The sequence below is a fragment of the Prevotella sp. P6B4 genome (assembly GCF_000619985.1).
Classification (GTDB): Bacteria; Bacteroidota; Bacteroidia; order Bacteroidales; family Bacteroidaceae; genus Prevotella.
In genome coordinates this window covers 30,245-47,649 of sequence record NZ_JHVE01000018.1, presented here as the reverse complement: position 1 = coordinate 47,649, position 17,405 = coordinate 30,245, and the positions used below count along the sequence as shown (strand labels likewise).

Below are 17,405 nucleotides of genomic sequence, written 5' to 3'. Positions count from 1 at the left end.
ACTATGTTATGATAAAGTGGAACACTAATAGACTGGTAATACTGATAATTAATGGCATGGTATTACGTTTAGCCAGTTCCAAGGGAGAAGCGCCGACCACACCGGCAATGGCTACGATAATACCTGCTATGGGCGATGCGGCGCGTCCCATGCTCGAAGCCAACTGCATAGGCAGAACCAACGAAATGGCAGGCATTCCTAATCGTTGGGCCATTTCTGGTAGCAATGGACCGAAAGAAAAAAAAGCTGCGTTTCCACTGCCCATAAGCATGGCTGCAGAGAAAATGACGATTGTAAACAAGATTGCAATCAACACCCCTGTCAATCCTATTTGCGTAGAATAGGTAATCAGACTATCAACAAAGCCCATCTGAATCAAGCCTTTAGAGAAAATCTCTGATGCGACTATTAATGTTACAACGCTTCCGAATACGTTCCCCATTCCTTTCCAGAAAGCAGAGAAAGCCTCAAATGCCTTTCTGGCACTTCGCTTTTGGATAGCCACAACGAACAGAACCACCAATAATGAGAAGAACATGGCTATTGTTGTGTTCATACGGATATGCTCTACCAGTCCCACATAAGGAGAGAGCAGTACCAGTAATACCAATGGCATGACAGGGAATAGGGCGAAATAAGCAGGCACCTGTTCTTGTATTTCCGGCACAGCTGTTGAGTATGTCTCTGATGTATGAGCTTGTTGGTCTTTCTTATCAAAATAACGATTGAAGAAATAGAATGTGATCATGACGATACAGCTGGTTGGTAATACCAATGGCAGTTGATGGGTGATGAAATACTCTACATTGTTCTCACTTACCAGTTCAGAAGCTAAAGCAGTGTTTGCTGAACCAGGGCCTTGATCGAAAATCGTTGTGGCTGCAATCATGGATAGCGCCGTCAGTCTGCTTACACCCAGACTGTTCAGAATAGGATAGACAGATGCAACCAACAATAACCCCAGACCTGTAGCCGAGGGTGTAGTGATAAACAATAGCTGTCCAATAGGGATTGTCAGCACGGCAGCCAGCATCGGACACTTGCGGAAGAAAGCCAAAGGTTTCATGGATATCCTGACAAGGGTATGTGTAGCGTTGATATGGTTCATAAAAGCCACATAGCCACCTATCGTCATAATCATGAGTCCTGCACGGCTGATGTTTGATAAGAAGGTTTCTTCTATCAATTTAATGAAATTGAAGATTGCGCTACCTGTTGAGGTCTTGAGCTCGAGTTCGTGACCTCCAAATGCCAGTGCTATGATACACATGCCAATGCCTGCTGCTAGCAGTATGCCCTGCGGATTGATTTTCCGAATCAGGGCTACTGCTGTCAAGCAAACAAAAAGAAGGGAAATAAGGAACAATAACATAACGGAAACACTTAATTCTTATATCCCGGATTATTCTCCAATACTCTTCCTGTATTCGACTCGATGAATTCGTGTGGTATGGGGAAGAGAACAGGTGTCTCATAGTCGTTCATGCCTCGGGCGTCACGACCGGCAATCTCGTTCAGCAATCGTGTGCGACGTTTGAAATAGTTATTAACGTCTCGTTCATCCTTGCCACCTTCCTGACTGACACGGATCAGTGTCTCACGTCGCTCTTCTTCTGAGAACAACTCGCGCGCACGTTCGTCAAGAATCAGATCCATGCCATCTGCTACAAGATCATTCTCAGTGATGCTGACAGCATTGGAACGATTGCGTACTTTATTGATCCATTTTACAGCATCGCTATTCTTGCCTTGTTTGTAAAGAGCCTCTGCATAAAGCAGATAGGTATCTGCAACACGCAGATAAGAAATGTCCTGATAGCAACCGTCCTTGTCGCCATTGGCTTTTACCGGTGGAATGTAATCCCACTTCTTAATAGAAGGCCAGTTCCACTTCTTAATGGTGGTCTTCGTGTCATCAAGCATGGCTGCAGTAACAGTTGTGTCGATAACCGCCTTGCCGTTATTCTGGAACTCTACGGTGTTGCCACTCTCGTTGATCTCATAAATTCGCCATACCATGGCATGGTCAGAAATTCTATCGTCCTTATCTCCTTGTTCCTTGTAATTGTAAAGTCGGAGCAGACCTCTTGAGATGGCCAGTCTGCTAGCACCTTTTCCACCATTTGCCAACCAGAATGCCTGAGGCCAAGTGCACTGGCCACTAGTGTAGTCTGGATTCTTCAGATTACTCTTCTTAATGGTGCCATCGTTGGCATAATAGCCTTTATACGTACTCTTCATATAGACCTCGGCAGTCCCCGATGCACTGTTCTCGGGTTCGGTATTTACAAAGGCGAGAATCACCTCTGTGTTACCATCGCTGTACATTGGCGTTCTGAACACATCAATGAAGGGGCATCCCTCGTTCTTGGCATTGTTGCCGAATCGTGTTGTGATGAGCGAATACTCCGTGCCTTCAACCAAGGGTTTCATTACAGACTCTGCATCGGCATATTTTCCTTCTGCCAGATATAACTCGCCGAGGTAATGACGTGCCATGGCTCCCGAAACGGTACTGTTATTGGCGGTGCGTAATGGCAAATGCTCTATGGCAAACTTCAGATCTTCTTCCATCACTTGACGGATTTCACTGACAGAATTGCGCTCCCAATCCGTTCGGTAGTTCAGACCGGTAATCTCTTCAGTCGACAATGGTACACCGCCATAGGTCAGGGTCAGATGCCTATACGCCCAGGCTCTGAATAGCTTTGCTTCAGCTATTACCTCATTTTTCTTTCGCAGATTCTCGGCTTCTGATGACCCTTTCCAATTCACACCTTCGTTCTCAGAACGAGTAATAACCATATTGGCAGTATTGATGATACGATAACACCATTGGAATACATTTCTGAAAACCTGCTTATCGGTCTGGTCAATTAACTTGGGGTTATACATATACTGCACTTCCGAATGCGAGTTGTTACCCCAGGCTACGTCAGTACCGCCATCCCATACAGAGTGAAGAACCAAGGGGATACTGCCTCCCAAGGCGTCTGCTCGACGATACTCTGCTCTTGCAATACCGTAGAGTGAGATGTTCATAGATTTGAAGCCATCATAATCTACCAACAGATTCTCTGGATATAATGATGCTCTGGGCTCTTCTTTTAAGAATTCATCCTCGTTACAACCACATAAAACGCCCAGAAAAACGAGGATAACAATATAAAATCTATATAATCTATACTTGTTCATAATTAAAATGCATTAAATGTCCAACTTTAAACCAAATGTAAACGAACGAACAGGAGGATTTGCCAATTGGTCGCTGATAAACTCAGGATCCATACCCGTCCAGGTTGTCCATGTGAAGAGATTCTTGATGTTTACATATGCCTCAACTCTGCTGATAAAGATATTCTTCAGCAAACTCTGTGGCAGACGGTAGCCAAAGGTCAGATCAGCAAGTCTCAGATAGTCCGTCTTCTCATAGAATAATGAATTCATAGGGTTCACCGATGTGTCAAGAGAGTTCTTTGGATAGTCGTTTGTAGGATTGTCCGGCGTCCAGAAGTTTACCATCAATCGGTTCTGTCGGTATGACATCGTTGAACAATCGTATAGTTCATTGTTAGCGGTCTGTCCAACCTGGGCTGTCAGGAAGAAACTCAGATAGAAGTCCTTATATGACAGATTATTCATCAGGCCCATATTGATTGTAGGCTCTGTGCTGCCAATGATCTTACGGTCCTCAGTATTGATAACTCCATCACCATTCAGGTCTTCGTATTTCATGTAGCCAGGGATAGAGAACGGATTACGACTATCCTGTGCACCTTCGGGGTTGTTGGGGTCCTCAATCTGCCATACACCGATAAAATTATAGTCATAGTTCACGTTGATAGGCTGTCCGATGAACTTACGTGAAGCCACATCGTCAATGGCATTTCCATTCTCGTCGAACAGACCAACATTTACAATTTCATTATGATAGTGCGACAGGTTCAGGGTTGTCGACCATGAGAAATCCTTAGTGGTGATATTATTCGATGTAATCTGCCACTCCCATCCATTACCTTTGGTCTTACCGCGGTTTTCGGTAATAGAGCCTGTACCATTAATCGTTGGAATAGAACGATCTAAGAGCAGATCATTGGTCTTTGACCAATACATGTCGAAGGTTGTGCGGATTCTGCCATTCCACAGTGCTAAATCAATACCAGTGTTAATTGAGGTCGTTGTCTCCCAGCCAAGGTTGGGCGAGGCCAGTTTTGAAGGGTAGAAGCCATAGGCGGCAGAGTGGTCATCGTTCAGATAGTTGAAGGTGGACAGGTTGGGCAGAGTCGCATAGGCGCCAATAGCCTCATTACCATTCTTACCCCACGACAGTCTGTATTTCAAGTTGCTGATGATTTGACCAATGGGCTTGTCTTTGATAAACTTCTCGTTAGAGATGTTCCAGCCAATAGCCAAAGATGGGAAAATACCGAATTTCGTTTCTGAACCGAATGCAGAATAGCCATCACGACGGGCAGTGAGGGTCAGCAGGTAACGTTCATCGTATGAATAGTTGATACGTCCCATTTGTGAGATATGGTTCTCTTTGGAGTAGCTCGAGGCGCCCGATGCCGTTGCTGCCTTACTCATCTGATAGTAATACATCACGTCATTAGGGAATCCTTTTCCTTCCATTGTGTTCTGTTCGTACTCATGGCTCTGTGCAGAGTAGAGACCTGTCACAAACAGACGATGTTTGCCAAACTCGCGGTTATAGGTAATAATGTTCTCTATGAGCCAATCTTCGGTGTGCCAGTCGTCGGTATTAAGCGTTCCGTTAGTACGGGCTCCATAATAGGTGTCTAAGCCTTGATACTGCTTCCACGAGCTATTAGCATAAGTGAAGCCAGTGTTCAATTTATAGCTCAGTCCCTTGATAAATGGAATACTGATATCAATGGCGTTGTTTGTAATCACTTTTACTCTGACGTCTTTGGTTTTGTTATTCAGACTGCTTAGTGGGTTAACGGCAAATGCCTCGCTCGAGTCTTCCCATGATGCATTAGGGATAGTGCCATCCTCATTGTATGCCTTGGTGATTGGTGGCATTCTGAAAGCGCGCCAGAAAGAGGCGCTACTACCACTACGATCATAACGGCCTAATTGGGTGGAGGTTGAAAACTTCAACCAAGATGTGAACTGTTGGTCAAGATTGAAACGGATATTATATCGCTGGAACTCATTTCCAACACCTGTACCTTTGTTGTTTACATAGTTCAGTGAGATGAAATAGCTGGTCTTGGCAGCACCACCGCGAAGCGACAGGTTGTGTTGTTGCTTGACACCTGTGCGGGTTACGAGGTCGAGCCAATCGGTTGACTCACCAGCCTCGTGCATTGCTAACTCAGTAGCAGTGAAAGCACCCATCCAAGGTGTAGGATTATCGGCTGTAGGAGTTGTGGTGTTTGCCAGTCGCAGTGCCTCTTCCTTATATTTCCAGAACTCGTTGCCATCCATCAGGTTGGGCAGATTGATGGGCTTGTCTAATACCAGATAAGTATTATATGAGACAACCAATCGACTTGCATCACCACGTTTTGATGTAACCAGAATCACACCATTAGCACCACGGGCACCATAGATGGCAGCGGAAGATGCGTCCTTAAGAACTTCTATCGACTCGATGTCATTGGGGTTGATTTCCGACCACGGACCATCAAAAGGCACACCATCGAGAATAATCAGTGGTTTACTGTCAGCCGATATGGATTTGGTTCCACGGATACGGGTGGTAGTCGAAGAGCCCTCAGCGTTATTTCCTGTCAACGTGATATTCAATCCAGGCACCATGCCTTGTAATGACTGGATGATATTGGGTTGTGGACGCCCCTCCAGACTCTTGGCATTGATGGAAGCAACAGAACCTGTCAGGTCCGACTTCTTCTGAACACCGTATCCTACAACCACAACTTCATCCATCAGTTTAGAATCTTCCTGAAGTGTTATCTTTAAGTCGGAGTTGGCTTTCAGTTCTTGTGTCTTGTAGCCGATGTACGTGATACGCAACATTGCGCCTTCGGTAACCTTCATGTTAAACGCACCATCCATATCACTCAGTGTACCATTGTTGGTTCCTAACTCCATGATGGTTGCACCAATAATGGGTTCGCCCAATGCATCTTTAATGAGACCAGAAACCTGATAGTTTCCTGGGACTTTTTGTTGGTTGTTTGACTTGGCCTTTTTCTTAATAATAATATTCTTACCTTGAATTTCGTAAGTGACCGACTGACCGTTCAAGATCTGACCAACTGCCTGTTTCAGATCCTTGGCATCTACATTGACTCTCTTTTCTGTATCAATATCGTTTTTCTCGTATACAAAAGAATAATCACTCTTCTGTTTCAGTTCTGTCATGGCTTTTTTCACCGTGACGTTGTTCAACTTCAATTGCAATGCCTGTGCCATGCTACTAAGAGTAACTGACAATAGGAATGCCATTGACAATAGTTTTTTGTTGTTCATTACTAATTGTTAATTTAATGATTTAAAATTGTTTTTAGTTGCATATCTGAAGAAAAACGCTTATCTTTGCAATCTCCTTCAGACTCTCTACGGGGTTTAGGGAGGTTTTCAGGCAGAGAGACCTCGCACGTCTTTCTGCTTTTTTATACCTCACCATTTGTTTTAACTGTTCTGATTCTGATCATTGGCAATTCTTTTTTGGGGGTTAATAATGTGAGTTAATATAATGTTATTTTTTTGTCTTTTAGTTCATATCTGATTTTACCTGTGGCAGCCAGAGCATCAAGCACTTCGCGCAGACTCTGTTCCTGACGTACGAACGTACCATAGAAATGCAGGTTGTACAAGGCTGTATTCTTGACTATGATCTGTACGTTGTAACAGCGCTCCAGATCTTTGATGATATCACGTAAAGGTTCGCCATCAAAGATCAGTTGGCCATTAGTCCACTGGATAGCATTGGCCACTTCATAGGTGCCAATTTTGATTTTTCCCGTCTGTTTGTTAACGACGGCACGCTGACCTGGTTTCAGTAGCTCGTCTGGCGAGGTATGCTTCATACTATTCATGGCTACGCTTCCTTCGGCCAATGAAATGGTCGCCTCAGCATCGGTCGGATAATCGCGGAAATTGAACTTGGTACCAAGTACTTTTACCCGCACATTCTCCGACTCGACACTGAAAGGCAACCGTTCATTGTGGGCTACTTCGAAGTAACCCTCACCTTCTAACTTAATTAACCTAATAGAATACCCAAAAGCCTGGGAGTATGAAATCCTTGAACCGGCGTTGAGCCAAACCTTTGTGCCATCGGGCAGCGTCATCTCGGAGCGGGAGCCCTGAGGGGCTTCAACAACGATATCGCCGAGAGCAGCCTCTAACTGGCTCTGTCCACCTTTGTATGAGAAGAAACCTACGATTATCACAGCCACTATTGCGGCAGCATATTTCAGCCAGCTCAGATGGCGAACAGAAGTCTCTGGCTGCGGTTGACTGCTGACAATGCGCTGTCTGAAAGCGGCAAAAGCTGCATCTTTGTCGTACTTAGCCAGTGCTTCCTTACTAACTGACGAGAACCAAAGTTCCTCTTCGATATGTTTCTTCTTGTCTATCATTTTGTCTGCTTGTTATATATTTGACGAAAAAAAAAGTTCTGAGGGTAGTCAGAACTTGATTTTTTTTAAAAAATTATTTCATTTGTTCCAACAGTAGCAGAATTGCTCCCGCCAGATATTTGCCTAAGTCGGCGTGAAGTAGAGCTAAGGCATGCTTGATATGATACTTCACGGTATTCACGGAAATCTTCAGTTCATGTGCAATCTCCTCGTATTTCTTTTCCTCAAAGCGGCTCATGCGGAATACATGCTGACATTCTTCTGGCAGGTTGTCAATTGCCTTCATGATTTCATCTTCCAGCTCCTGTTCCAATAAGCGGCCTAACGGGTAGTCATCATCTTTTATATAGAGGAGTACTGGGAAATCCTGTAATTCTGCCAACTCTTTCTGATGATACTGCGATTTCAGATAATCCGTACAACGGTTCTTTACACTTTGCATCAGATATTGACGCAGACTGGTGTTAATTTCCAATGTCTCTCTGACTTCCCACAGATGAAATATCACATCCCCCACAATGGTTTCTGCCAGGAAATCATCTTTTACATATTGAGCGGCTGCATGACACAGAATCTGATAGTGCTGGTCATACAGAAATTTGTATGCCCTTTCGTTACCAGCCTTCAATTGTTCTACAATCAGCGCCTCTGTCTGTTCCATCGGTAGTTATTTGGTTTTAATCATGTTAGTCTATCCTTTATGCCGCTGCAAAGATACATATTTTAATTCAAAAAGACTTAATGTTACATTATTTTTTATATCTGTAAGATAATATAAGATTTTATTTTGGAAAGATTTACAGGAAAGTGCTAATTTTGTACCCGTATTGAAAAGACTAAATGATGAAACTGTATCTGGTTGTATGGCTCATGCTGTGGTGCTCTGAAGTGTTCGCTCAGCGTAGACTGGTAGTTGCCAGTCTGGAGTCGAAGGTGCCGCAACGTGATATCAAGGTGCGTATTGACAATGGCAATGAGATTGTGACTCCGTGGAACGGCGAATTCGAGGTGCCCGACACCTTCAGGCGTATCGCCTTCAGTCATCCTAAGTTCCAGCACCGCTATGTGCTGCATGATGAGGTGAAGAGTGATACTATTTTCTTGATTCCAACCTTTCATGCTGTCGATGAAGTAGTTGTGTATGGAACAGACCGCAGCAAACAGATGATGGCTAACATCATGCGACCTGCCACACCTAAGGAACCGGAGGTGCCACAGTTCGTGCCACCAGGCCCCGATGTCATTGCCCTTTTGATGTGGACGTGGGAGCATACATTCGGTCCCAAAGTAGAGGCGCGCCATCGCCGTAAACAAGCCTTGAAGGTAGTGCGCCAGAAAGAGCAGGAATACGAACGAAAATGGGATGCCCTGAAGGCACCCCAGAAGTGATAAAGTTATTTTATGGTCGGCTCTCGCCTTCGATGTATTGCGAGAGCAACAGGTGCTCGCCATCGAACATCACATAGGAGAACTGACTAATCCAGTCGCCTAAGATAATCATGCGGGCTTTCTTGGTGAGCTGTAGGTCTACCTCGATATGGCGATGACCGTAGATGAAATAATCTACGTTAGAGTGGTACTGGATGTACTTTTTTGTAAACAGTACCAAATGCTCGCGGTTCTCACCCATATAGGCCGGCTCTTCGCCATTAGGACGCTTCATACGACTGTGCTTGGCCCAGTTCAAACCGAACCACATGCCCCAACGGGGATGTAGTGCCGAGAAGGCCCACTGACAAACCTTGTTATGGAATACACTCTTGATGAACTTGAACTTCTTATCAGGATCGCCCAGTCCGTCGCCATGGGCCAGGAAGAACATCTTTCCGTAGATCTCGGTGGTCTCGGGCTTCTTGTGGAGGATGACGCCGCACTCCTTTTCCAGATACTCATAGGCCCAGATGTCGTGGTTGCCGGTAAAGAAATGCACCTCGACGCCCATGTCGGTGAGCTCTGATAGCTTGCCTAAAAAGCGGGTGTAGCCCTTGGGAACAACGTATTTATATTCGTACCAGAAGTCGAACATGTCGCCCAATAGATAGATGGCTGCAGCCTTATCCTTGATAGAGTCGAGGAAACGTACCAGGCGACGCTCCTGCATTCTGCCATGAGGGATGGCCAGCGATCCCAGATGGGCATCGGAAAGAAAATAGATATTCTTCATAATTGATAATTCTTTTAGCCGGCTGACGCCTTTGCAAAAGCGGCAAAGCCGAGCGGACAGTAATTAGTCGAAACCAAGTTCGACTCTCGCTTCTTCGCTCATCATCGATTGATCCCAAGCGGGCTCGAACACGAGGTTGACAGTGCTGCCTTTTACACCTTCTACACTCTCTACCTTGGTACGTACATCCTCAAGGATGAAGTCGGCTGCAGGGCAGTTGGGGGCTGTAAAGGTCATGTCCAATTCTACTGTAGAATCGTCCTGTACATCAATCTTGTAGATCATTCCCAGGTCGTAGATGTTGACGGGAATCTCAGGGTCATAGACGGTCTTCAGTACATCCACAATCCGTTCTTCTATCTGTGTTCTTTCTTCTTGTGTCATAGTTGTATATCTATTTTGTTAGCATTTCCCTTCTTCGTGATAGCTGTAGTAGTTGCCGTCGGTAACGATGACGTGGTCCAGAAAATGGATGTTCATCAGTTTGCAGGCATTCATGATGCTTTGGGTGAGCTCGTTGTCCTCTTTGCTGGGTACAATCCTGCCTGATGGGTGATTGTGGCATACTACCAGCTGTGTGGCGTTGCAGAGTACAGCCTCGCGGATGATGAGGCGGATGTCTACTATGGTAGCGGTGATGCCGCCACGGGCAATACACAGCTTCTTGATTAGTCGATAGCTCTGATTCATCAATAGTACCCAGAACTCCTCTACATCCAGATCCTGCATCACAGGGCGCATGTGGTTGTAGATGCGGGTGGCGGTGCCTAAGTCGGGGCGTTCTTCGGGTGTTTCCATCTGTCGGCGCTTGCCCAGTTCGCAGGCTGCCAGGATGGTGATGGCCTTGGCCTCGCCTATGCCGTTATATTGGCATAGGTCGTGTATCGACATTTTTCCTAATGTGTTGAGGTTGTTATTGCAGTCGTTGAGCAGTCGTTTCATCAAATCGACGGCACTCTCCTTGGTTGAACCCGAACCAATCAGTATGGCCAATAGCTCTGCATTGCTCAGTGCCCCGGCACCAAGCGTAGCCATCTTTTCACGAGGACGATCCTCTTCTGCCCACTGATTAATGTTCAGCTTCTCGTTCATTTGTAGAAATTTTTCTCGAAGGCAGTAAATTCGTTTTGCTTCAATACGCAGCGTTTCCACCACGACTCGATAAAACCGAAACCATACCCCATCAGTTGTACGAATGCCGCGGGGACACTAAGCAGTCCAACCCAGAGGCTTCCGTTCTTGATACTGGAGTCGATACAGATTATCAGACAATAAAATATAATAGGTACGCACGCGAATGCCCAGAAAAGCGATATAAGCAGTAGCCCTATCACGCCCAGAGTAAATACGGTGGGTAAGAGGTGAACCAGCTTCATGGTGCCTGGATGGCGCTTTTCAAGGTTGATGCGGGCAATACCGCTGTTATACACCTGACGGAAGAACTTGCGGAAGTCGGTACGGCGTTTGTGCCAAACCCACGCCTCAGGGAAAAGTCGTGGCATATAGCCTGCTTCTACGATGCGATACGAGAAGTCGATATCCTCTCCAAAGCGCATCTTCGAAAAACCTCCTAACTGGAGGTACACATCGCGACGGATGCCCATGTTGAACGAACGGGGATAGAATTTGTCGAGCTTAGCTTTTCCACCGCGGATACCGCCTGTGGTGAAAAAAGATGTCATCGAATAGCTGATGGCTTTCTGCACTGGTGTGAACGAGGGGTGTGCAGCATCAGGACCGCCGAAAGCCTTGCATGGGTTCTGCTTGAGTTCGTCTTCTACTGCCTGTAGATAACCTGTGGGCAGCACCACATCGCTGTCTAAAATGATGACATACTCACCTTTAGCACGTTCGGCACCATAGTTGCGGCTCTGACCGGGACCGCTGTTTTCCTTGGTGTAATAATGCAAATCAAGGATGTTTGCGTATTTGTCGCAAACATCCTTGCATGGTTTTACCGATCCGTCCTCTACTATCAGAACCTCGAAGTCCTTGATGGTTTGCTTGCTGAGGCTCTGTAACAGTTCGTCTACCTCGTCTGGACGATTGTAGACGGGAACGATGATCGAGTATCTCATTATTCCTTTACTCTCTGCAGGTAAGAACCGTCGCGGGTGTCAACCTGAATCAGGTCGCCCTCGTTGATGAACAGAGGAACGCGAACCTCAACACCAGTCTCCAAAGTAGCAGGCTTCAGGGTGTTGGTAGCTGTGTCGCCCTTTACACCAGGCTCTGAGTGAGTTACGCGGAGAACGGTCTTAACAGGCATCTCAGCGTACAGGATAGTACCGTCGGTAGTATCAGAAACAACCTCCACGATATCGCTCTCCTTCATGTACTCATGACCGATTACGAGCTCGTTGTCGATGGGGATCTGCTCGAAAGTCTCCTGATTCATGAAGATACGACCAGACTGGTCCTCATAGAGATACTGGTAAGGACGACGCTCGATGATAACATCCTCGAGCTTCTCACCGATGTTGAAGCGACGCTCCAGAACGCGACCGTCTGAAACATTCTTCACCTTGATAATCATGATGGTGTTACCCTTACCTGGCTTGCGGTGCTGGAAATCGATACACACCCAGATGCCACCGTCCATGCGAATGGCGGTGCCTTTTTTAATGTCTTGTGAATTAATCATAAACCTTATAAATGTTACTTTTATATCGTTTTCGGGTGCAAAGGTACTGCTTTTTTGGAAAAAAACATAAAAAGTTTAGCTAAAAATCGTATAAAATTTGCGTAATTCAAAAGAAATGAGTACTTTTGCACCCCAAATCGGTAAATAAATAACAAAATTAAATAAGTATATCACAATGAAGAGAACATTTCAGCCACACAATCGCCGTCGCGTAAACAAGCACGGCTTCCGTGAGAGAATGGCCACCAAGAACGGTCGTCGAGTACTGGCTGCTCGTCGTGCTAAGGGCCGCAAGAAGTTGACAGTTTCTGACGAGAATCACGGAAAGTAATCCGTAGGGAACTTAAGAAATGAGTTAAAATAGAAAGAAGTAGAGTAAAATCTTTGCTTCTTTCTGTTTTTTTATATAACTTTGCAACCTAATTAGTAAAGTTAAAATGAAAGCAAAGGAATTCTTTGGCAAATTCTGTAGCAAGTTCTTGATTTGGAACTTGATAGCGATGATACTGGTTGTCTTCGCTCTGCTGGTTGGCGTGAACTACGGGCTCGATTGGTATACCCATCATGGGGAGGTTATCCGGGTGCCGAATGTTGAAGGCATGCGTATCACCAAGGCACGTGAGCTTTTAGAGGAGAACGGGCTTATTGTTGTTGTAACCGACTCGGGTTATAACAAGCGTCTGCCAGCCGATTGCGTGTTGACGCAGAGTCCGGGAGCAGGACTGACGGTCAAGGGTGGGCATACGATATATGTTACCATCAATTCTTCTAACTCACCATCTGTGGCTATCCCTGATGTGGTTGATAACTGTAGCTATCGCGAGGCCGAGGCAAAACTGATATCGTTGGGATTCAAGGTGCAGTCGCCACAGTATGTAAGTGGTGAGAAGGATTGGGTATATGGCGTGCTGTGCAATGGCCGCAGAGTGTCGGCAGGTGAGCGCGTCTCTATTGAGCAGCCTTTGATACTGCAGATAGGCAGTGGACAGTATGGTGCCGATGAGGAACTGAATGTTATCGGTTCTGAGGAGCAGATGCCTCAGAGCGATGGTGACGATGTGGATGAATTTGTAGAGGTAAAGGAATGACAAACGAGCTAACCGATTTCGAAGACCAGGAGCAAGAGCAGGAAGATCTGCTTTACGAGCATTTCCGCATGGAAGTGGATAAGGGACAGGTACCTATCCGTATCGATAAGTATCTGGCTGAGCACCAGCCACATTCCAGTCGTAATCGTATCCAGAAGGCTGCCGATGCTGGGTTTATCCATGTGAATGATAAACCGGTCAAGAGTAATTATAAGGTTCGTCCGGGTGATATTGTTACCCTGATGCTCGACCGCCCGCATTATGATACCACCATCGAACCCGAGGATATCCCCTTGGAGGTGGTCTATGAAGACGCCGACCTGATGGTCATCAACAAACCGGCAGGCATGGTGGTTCATCCGGGATGCGGCAACTTCAATGGTACCTTGGTCAATGCTATCGCCTGGCATTTGAAGGATCTGGCCAGCTATGATCCCAATGATCCTGAAGTGGGACTGGTGCATCGTATCGATAAGGATACCAGCGGCTTGCTGGTAGTAGCCAAGACCCCCGATGCCAAGACCTCGCTTGGCAAGCAGTTCTTTAATAAGACCACTCATCGCAGTTATAACGCTTTGGTGTGGGGTAACTTCGTTGAGGATGAGGGCAGGATTGAGGGCAATATTGGTCGCGATCCCAAGGACCGGTTGCGCATGGAGGTGTTTCCGCCTGATTCCGAGATTGGCAAGTCGGCGGTTACTCACTATCGTGTGATGGAACGCTATGGCTATGTCACCTTAGTGGAGTGTATCCTTGAAACAGGGCGTACCCATCAGATCCGTGCACATATGAAGCATATCGGTCATCCGCTGTTTGCCGACGAGCGTTATGGTGGCACCGAACTGTTGCGAGGCGAGCGTACAGCCAGCTATAAGGCTTACATCCAGAATTGCTTCAAACTCTGTCCGCGTCAGGTGTTGCATGCCAAGACCCTTGGTTTTGTGCATCCTACAACCGGTAAGCAGATGGACTTTACGTCAGAGTGGCCGGCTGATATGGCGGCTCTGATTGATAAATGGCGAAATTATATAAAGTTTAAAGATACAGAATAATACACAATGGAGAATTTAAAGAGAACGATTGCTATCGTTTGTGGTGGCGATTCATCAGAACATGACGTTTCTCTGCGCTCGGCACAGGGACTTTACTCCTTCTTTGACAAGGAGCGCTACGATGTCTATATCGTAGACATCAAGGGGCAGGACTGGCATGTAGAACTGCCAGACGGAACAACAGCTAAGATTGACCGCAACGATTTTTCGTTCATGGAAAACGGCGAAGCCAAGGTCTTCGACTATGCTTATATCACCATTCATGGTACCCCAGGCGAGAACGGTCTGCTGCAGGGTTACTTCGATCTGATCGGTCTGCCTTATAGCACCAGCGGCGTGTTGGTCGAGGCCATGACGTTTGATAAGTTCATACTGAACCAGTATCTGCGTGGCTACGGTGTAAAGGTGGCCGACTCGCTGCTCATCCGTAAGGGCTACGAGGAGCTGGTGAACGACGATGAGATTGAGGAGCGCATCGGTATGCCTTGCTTCGTGAAGCCTGCTGCCGACGGTTCGTCGTTCGGTGTGTCGAAGGTCAAGAACAAGGATATGCTGGCTCCTGCCATCCGTAAGGCTATGCTCGAGAGCCCTGAGATTATGGTTGAGAGTTTCCTGGAGGGAACCGAGATCTCTATCGGTGTTTACAAGACTAAGGAGAAGTCGGTCGTGCTGCCCGCTACCGAGGTGGTGACTACCAACGAGTTCTTTGACTATGATGCCAAGTACAACGGACAGGTACAGGAGATTACACCTGCTCGTCTGCCCGAGGATGTCACAGAGCGTGTTCGTCAGATCACTTCGCATATCTATGATATCCTGCACTGCAATGGTATCATCCGTATCGACTATATCATCTCTAAGGATGGTAATATCTCTATGCTTGAGGTGAATACCACACCAGGTATGACAGCTACCAGCTTCATCCCTCAGCAGGTGCGTGCAGCTGGTCTGTCGATGACTGATGTGTTGACAGAGATTGTAGAGAATCAGTTTGCATAACATATGAGAGAAGAGTTCGATGAAATCCGACCGTACGAGGCGGAAGAGATGAAACAGGCCTTCGACGACTTGCTCAACGACAGGCAGTTTAATATCGTGATGAAGGGCTTTGCCCCTTGGTTGCCTAAATCGTTGCGTAATGGCTTGTTGCGCCTGGCTTTCATGGGTATCAAGACCCCGCTCGATTTCCAGAAGCGTTTCATGAAGCCGGTGGTTCAGTACATCATGCGCAGACATACCGACGGTTGCTCGTTCTTGGATTCCTCGATAGCTTCTTATGATAAGAGTCAGCGTTACACATTCGTGTCGAATCACCGTGATATTGTGCTCGATTCGGCGTTCCTCGATGTGTTGCTGGTTGAGGCAGGTTATCCCACTACCGTCGAGATTGGTATTGGCGATAATCTGCTTATCTATCCTTGGATCAAGCGCCTGGTGCGCATGAACAAGGCCTTTACCGTGCGTCGTGGGTTGTCGCTCCGTGAAACGTTGGCTGCCTCGCAGCTGATGAGCCGCTATATCCATTATGCTGTGACCGGAAAGAGGGAGAATATCTGGATTGCGCAGCGTGAGGGACGTGCTAAGGACTCGAGCGATCATACGCAGGATGCCGTACTGAAGATGCTGGCGATGGGCGGCGACTTGAAGGAGCTGAATATCGTGCCACTCACCATCAGCTATGAGTTCGATCCGTGCGACTATCTGAAGGCGCAGGAGTTTCAGCAGAAACGTGATAACCCTGCCTTCAAGAAGAGTCGTCAGGATGATCTCGACAATATGAAGACGGGTATCTTCGGTTATAAGGGGCGTGTGGTATATCGCCCGGCAGCTCCTATCAACACTTGGATCGACCAACTCTCGGAGTTGCCCAAGACGGAGTGGTTCAAGGCGCTGGCTGAACGCATGGACCGCGAGATACATCGTGGCTACGAGCTCTATCCTTGCAATTATATTGCCCTCGATGAACTGAATGGCGACCATGCTTATGCTGCCCATTACACCGAGGCCGACAAACAGCGGTTCGAGCACTATCTGGCTGGTCAGATGGCGAAGATCCAGCTGCCCAACAAGGACGAGGCGTTCCTGCGTGAGCGCATGTTGACAATGTATGCCAACCCGGTACGAAACAAATTAAAGGTAGAAGGGTAAAAAAGTAAAGAGGTAGAATGATGAGCGTGAATGGTCAATATGTAAAGTCGCATGCTTGCCTGGGTAAAATGACGTCTTGCCTTTTTACCTTATTGCTTTTTTACTTGCTCACCTCGTGTACGCAGGATGCCTACGAGAAAGGTGAGGGAAAGTATTCCCTGATGCGTGGCGATTTTGCTGAGGCTACCGTTAACAGTAGCAAACAGGTGACGACGATAGTGACCGACGATGGCGATGAACTGCCATTGACTACGCCCTATACCGGCAAGTGGATTACTAAGGCTGATACCATCTATCGCTGTATGCTTTATTATAATAAGGTAGACAACAAGGCTGAGGTGCTCTCCATGGGACAGGTGCCATGCCCCGCTGTGCTGCCTTTGGAAAAGCTCAAGAAACCCCTGGTCACTGATCCGGTGAAGTTCGTGAGTTCGTGGATGAGCAGGACCGGCAAATATCTTAATCTCAGAATTCTGCTGATGACAGGTACTACCGATGATACGTCGGCTGTTCAGAATCTGGCTATTGTCAGCGATACGCTGATCACCCATCCCGATCATCAGCAGATACGCCACTTGATCTTGTATCATGACCAGAGTGATGTGCCTCAGTATTACTCTACGCAGGTGTATCTGAGTATCCCGGTAGAAAAAATTGATGCTGACTCCGTTAGAATCAGCATCAACACGTACGACGGTGAGAGGATTATCAAGCACCGTTGTAAGTAATCCC

17 protein-coding genes are annotated in these 17,405 nt (G+C 46.7%); 7 read left to right on the top strand and 10 right to left on the bottom strand.

The features are described 5' to 3' along the window. Nucleotide 1 precedes the first annotated feature (1 nt). From dcuC to T491_RS0111785, 5 genes are all read right to left on the bottom strand, one after another. Nucleotides 2–1,372: a C4-dicarboxylate transporter DcuC gene (dcuC, locus tag T491_RS0111805; protein ID WP_028904071.1), complete on the bottom strand. Its 1,371-nt coding sequence runs from the start codon at nt 1,370–1,372 to the stop codon at nt 2–4. A gap of 11 nt (nt 1,373–1,383) precedes the next feature. Next, a complete protein-coding gene (locus T491_RS0111800) occupies nt 1,384–3,195 on the bottom strand; it encodes a RagB/SusD family nutrient uptake outer membrane protein (protein WP_028904070.1) in 1,812 nt (603 codons plus the stop codon). A 12-nt stretch (nt 3,196–3,207) separates the two neighbouring features. Further along, the gene (locus T491_RS16460) at nt 3,208–6,438 is read right to left on the bottom strand and encodes a TonB-dependent receptor (RefSeq protein ID WP_231480246.1); all 3,231 of its coding nucleotides are present in this window, start codon (nt 6,436–6,438) and stop codon (nt 3,208–3,210) included. 242 nt (nt 6,439–6,680) lie between these two features. After that, nucleotides 6,681–7,577 (bottom strand): FecR family protein, encoded by an 897-nt coding sequence (locus T491_RS0111790; protein WP_028904069.1) that lies wholly within the window; start codon nt 7,575–7,577, stop codon nt 6,681–6,683. Nucleotides 7,578–7,650: 73 nt separating this feature from the next. Then, nucleotides 7,651–8,238 (bottom strand): RNA polymerase sigma-70 factor, encoded by a 588-nt coding sequence (locus T491_RS0111785; RefSeq protein ID WP_028904068.1) that lies wholly within the window; start codon nt 8,236–8,238, stop codon nt 7,651–7,653. Between the two features lie 179 nt (nt 8,239–8,417). On the opposite strand from T491_RS0111785, the gene T491_RS0111780 reads away from it, so the two are divergent. Further along, nucleotides 8,418–8,966, top strand: coding sequence for a hypothetical protein (locus T491_RS0111780; protein WP_028904067.1), 549 nt, complete (start codon nt 8,418–8,420; stop codon nt 8,964–8,966). Between the two features lie 10 nt (nt 8,967–8,976). Here T491_RS0111780 and T491_RS0111775 read toward each other — a convergent pair whose 3' ends face one another. From T491_RS0111775 to efp, 5 genes are all read right to left on the bottom strand, one after another. Next, a complete protein-coding gene (locus tag T491_RS0111775; RefSeq protein ID WP_028904066.1) occupies nt 8,977–9,741 on the bottom strand; it encodes a UDP-2,3-diacylglucosamine diphosphatase in 765 nt (254 codons plus the stop codon). Nucleotides 9,742–9,804: 63 nt separating this feature from the next. After that, on the bottom strand, nt 9,805–10,125 hold the full coding sequence (locus T491_RS0111770) for a metal-sulfur cluster assembly factor (protein ID WP_028904065.1): 321 nt from the start codon (nt 10,123–10,125) through the stop codon (nt 9,805–9,807). 18 nt (nt 10,126–10,143) lie between these two features. After that, a complete protein-coding gene (gene radC, locus T491_RS0111765; protein ID WP_028904064.1) occupies nt 10,144–10,833 on the bottom strand; it encodes a DNA repair protein RadC in 690 nt (229 codons plus the stop codon). Beyond that, a complete protein-coding gene (locus tag T491_RS0111760; RefSeq protein ID WP_028904063.1) occupies nt 10,830–11,819 on the bottom strand; it encodes a glycosyltransferase family 2 protein in 990 nt (329 codons plus the stop codon). The genes radC and T491_RS0111760 overlap by 4 nt, the downstream gene beginning before the upstream one ends. Then, nucleotides 11,819–12,385, bottom strand: a complete 567-nt coding sequence (gene efp, locus T491_RS0111755; protein WP_028904062.1) for an elongation factor P — start codon at nt 12,383–12,385, stop codon at nt 11,819–11,821. The genes T491_RS0111760 and efp overlap by 1 nt, the downstream gene beginning before the upstream one ends. Before the next feature lie 175 nt (nt 12,386–12,560). On the opposite strand from efp, the gene rpmH reads away from it, so the two are divergent. The 6 genes from rpmH to T491_RS17470 all read left to right on the top strand — a co-directional run bounded on the left by rpmH (nt 12,561) and on the right by T491_RS17470 (nt 17,401). Continuing rightward, entirely contained in the window at nt 12,561–12,716 is a 156-nt protein-coding gene (gene rpmH, locus T491_RS0111750; protein WP_013063965.1) for a 50S ribosomal protein L34, read from the top strand. Nucleotides 12,717–12,822: 106 nt separating this feature from the next. Continuing rightward, nucleotides 12,823–13,473, top strand: a complete 651-nt coding sequence (locus tag T491_RS16455; protein WP_036916050.1) for a PASTA domain-containing protein — start codon at nt 12,823–12,825, stop codon at nt 13,471–13,473. After that, nucleotides 13,470–14,525: an RluA family pseudouridine synthase gene (locus T491_RS0111740; RefSeq protein WP_028904061.1), complete on the top strand. Its 1,056-nt coding sequence runs from the start codon at nt 13,470–13,472 to the stop codon at nt 14,523–14,525. Before T491_RS16455 ends, T491_RS0111740 begins: the two co-directional genes overlap by 4 nt. Nucleotides 14,526–14,531: 6 nt before the next feature. After that, nucleotides 14,532–15,524 (top strand): D-alanine--D-alanine ligase, encoded by a 993-nt coding sequence (locus T491_RS0111735; RefSeq protein ID WP_028904060.1) that lies wholly within the window; start codon nt 14,532–14,534, stop codon nt 15,522–15,524. Nucleotides 15,525–15,527: 3 nt separating this feature from the next. Further along, entirely contained in the window at nt 15,528–16,673 is a 1,146-nt protein-coding gene (locus T491_RS0111730) for an acyltransferase (protein WP_028904059.1), read from the top strand. 17 nt (nt 16,674–16,690) lie between these two features. Next, nucleotides 16,691–17,401 carry a NigD-like C-terminal domain-containing protein gene (locus tag T491_RS17470; RefSeq protein WP_081773364.1) on the top strand — a complete coding sequence of 237 codons (711 nt, stop codon included), beginning with the start codon at nt 16,691–16,693 and terminating at the stop codon, nt 17,399–17,401. Nucleotides 17,402–17,405: the final 4 nt, after the last annotated feature.

What these genes read in the sequence shown, in the direction of transcription:
- dcuC (WP_028904071.1), bottom strand. Translation starts at nt 1,372, where the DNA reads ATGTTATTGTTCCTTATTTCCCTTCTTTTTGTTTGCTTGACAGCAGTA.
- T491_RS0111800 (WP_028904070.1), bottom strand. Translation starts at nt 3,195, where the DNA reads ATGAACAAGTATAGATTATATAGATTTTATATTGTTATCCTCGTTTTT.
- T491_RS16460 (WP_231480246.1), bottom strand. Translation starts at nt 6,438, where the DNA reads ATGGCATTCCTATTGTCAGTTACTCTTAGTAGCATGGCACAGGCATTG.
- T491_RS0111790 (WP_028904069.1), bottom strand. Translation starts at nt 7,577, where the DNA reads ATGATAGACAAGAAGAAACATATCGAAGAGGAACTTTGGTTCTCGTCA.
- T491_RS0111785 (WP_028904068.1), bottom strand. Translation starts at nt 8,238, where the DNA reads ATGGAACAGACAGAGGCGCTGATTGTAGAACAATTGAAGGCTGGTAAC.
- T491_RS0111780 (WP_028904067.1), top strand. Translation starts at nt 8,418, where the DNA reads ATGATGAAACTGTATCTGGTTGTATGGCTCATGCTGTGGTGCTCTGAA.
- T491_RS0111775 (WP_028904066.1), bottom strand. Translation starts at nt 9,741, where the DNA reads ATGAAGAATATCTATTTTCTTTCCGATGCCCATCTGGGATCGCTGGCC.
- T491_RS0111770 (WP_028904065.1), bottom strand. Translation starts at nt 10,125, where the DNA reads ATGACACAAGAAGAAAGAACACAGATAGAAGAACGGATTGTGGATGTA.
- radC (WP_028904064.1), bottom strand. Translation starts at nt 10,833, where the DNA reads ATGAACGAGAAGCTGAACATTAATCAGTGGGCAGAAGAGGATCGTCCT.
- T491_RS0111760 (WP_028904063.1), bottom strand. Translation starts at nt 11,819, where the DNA reads ATGAGATACTCGATCATCGTTCCCGTCTACAATCGTCCAGACGAGGTA.
- efp (WP_028904062.1), bottom strand. Translation starts at nt 12,385, where the DNA reads ATGATTAATTCACAAGACATTAAAAAAGGCACCGCCATTCGCATGGAC.
- rpmH (WP_013063965.1), top strand. Translation starts at nt 12,561, where the DNA reads ATGAAGAGAACATTTCAGCCACACAATCGCCGTCGCGTAAACAAGCAC.
- T491_RS16455 (WP_036916050.1), top strand. Translation starts at nt 12,823, where the DNA reads ATGAAAGCAAAGGAATTCTTTGGCAAATTCTGTAGCAAGTTCTTGATT.
- T491_RS0111740 (WP_028904061.1), top strand. Translation starts at nt 13,470, where the DNA reads ATGACAAACGAGCTAACCGATTTCGAAGACCAGGAGCAAGAGCAGGAA.
- T491_RS0111735 (WP_028904060.1), top strand. Translation starts at nt 14,532, where the DNA reads ATGGAGAATTTAAAGAGAACGATTGCTATCGTTTGTGGTGGCGATTCA.
- T491_RS0111730 (WP_028904059.1), top strand. Translation starts at nt 15,528, where the DNA reads ATGAGAGAAGAGTTCGATGAAATCCGACCGTACGAGGCGGAAGAGATG.
- T491_RS17470 (WP_081773364.1), top strand. Translation starts at nt 16,691, where the DNA reads ATGATGAGCGTGAATGGTCAATATGTAAAGTCGCATGCTTGCCTGGGT.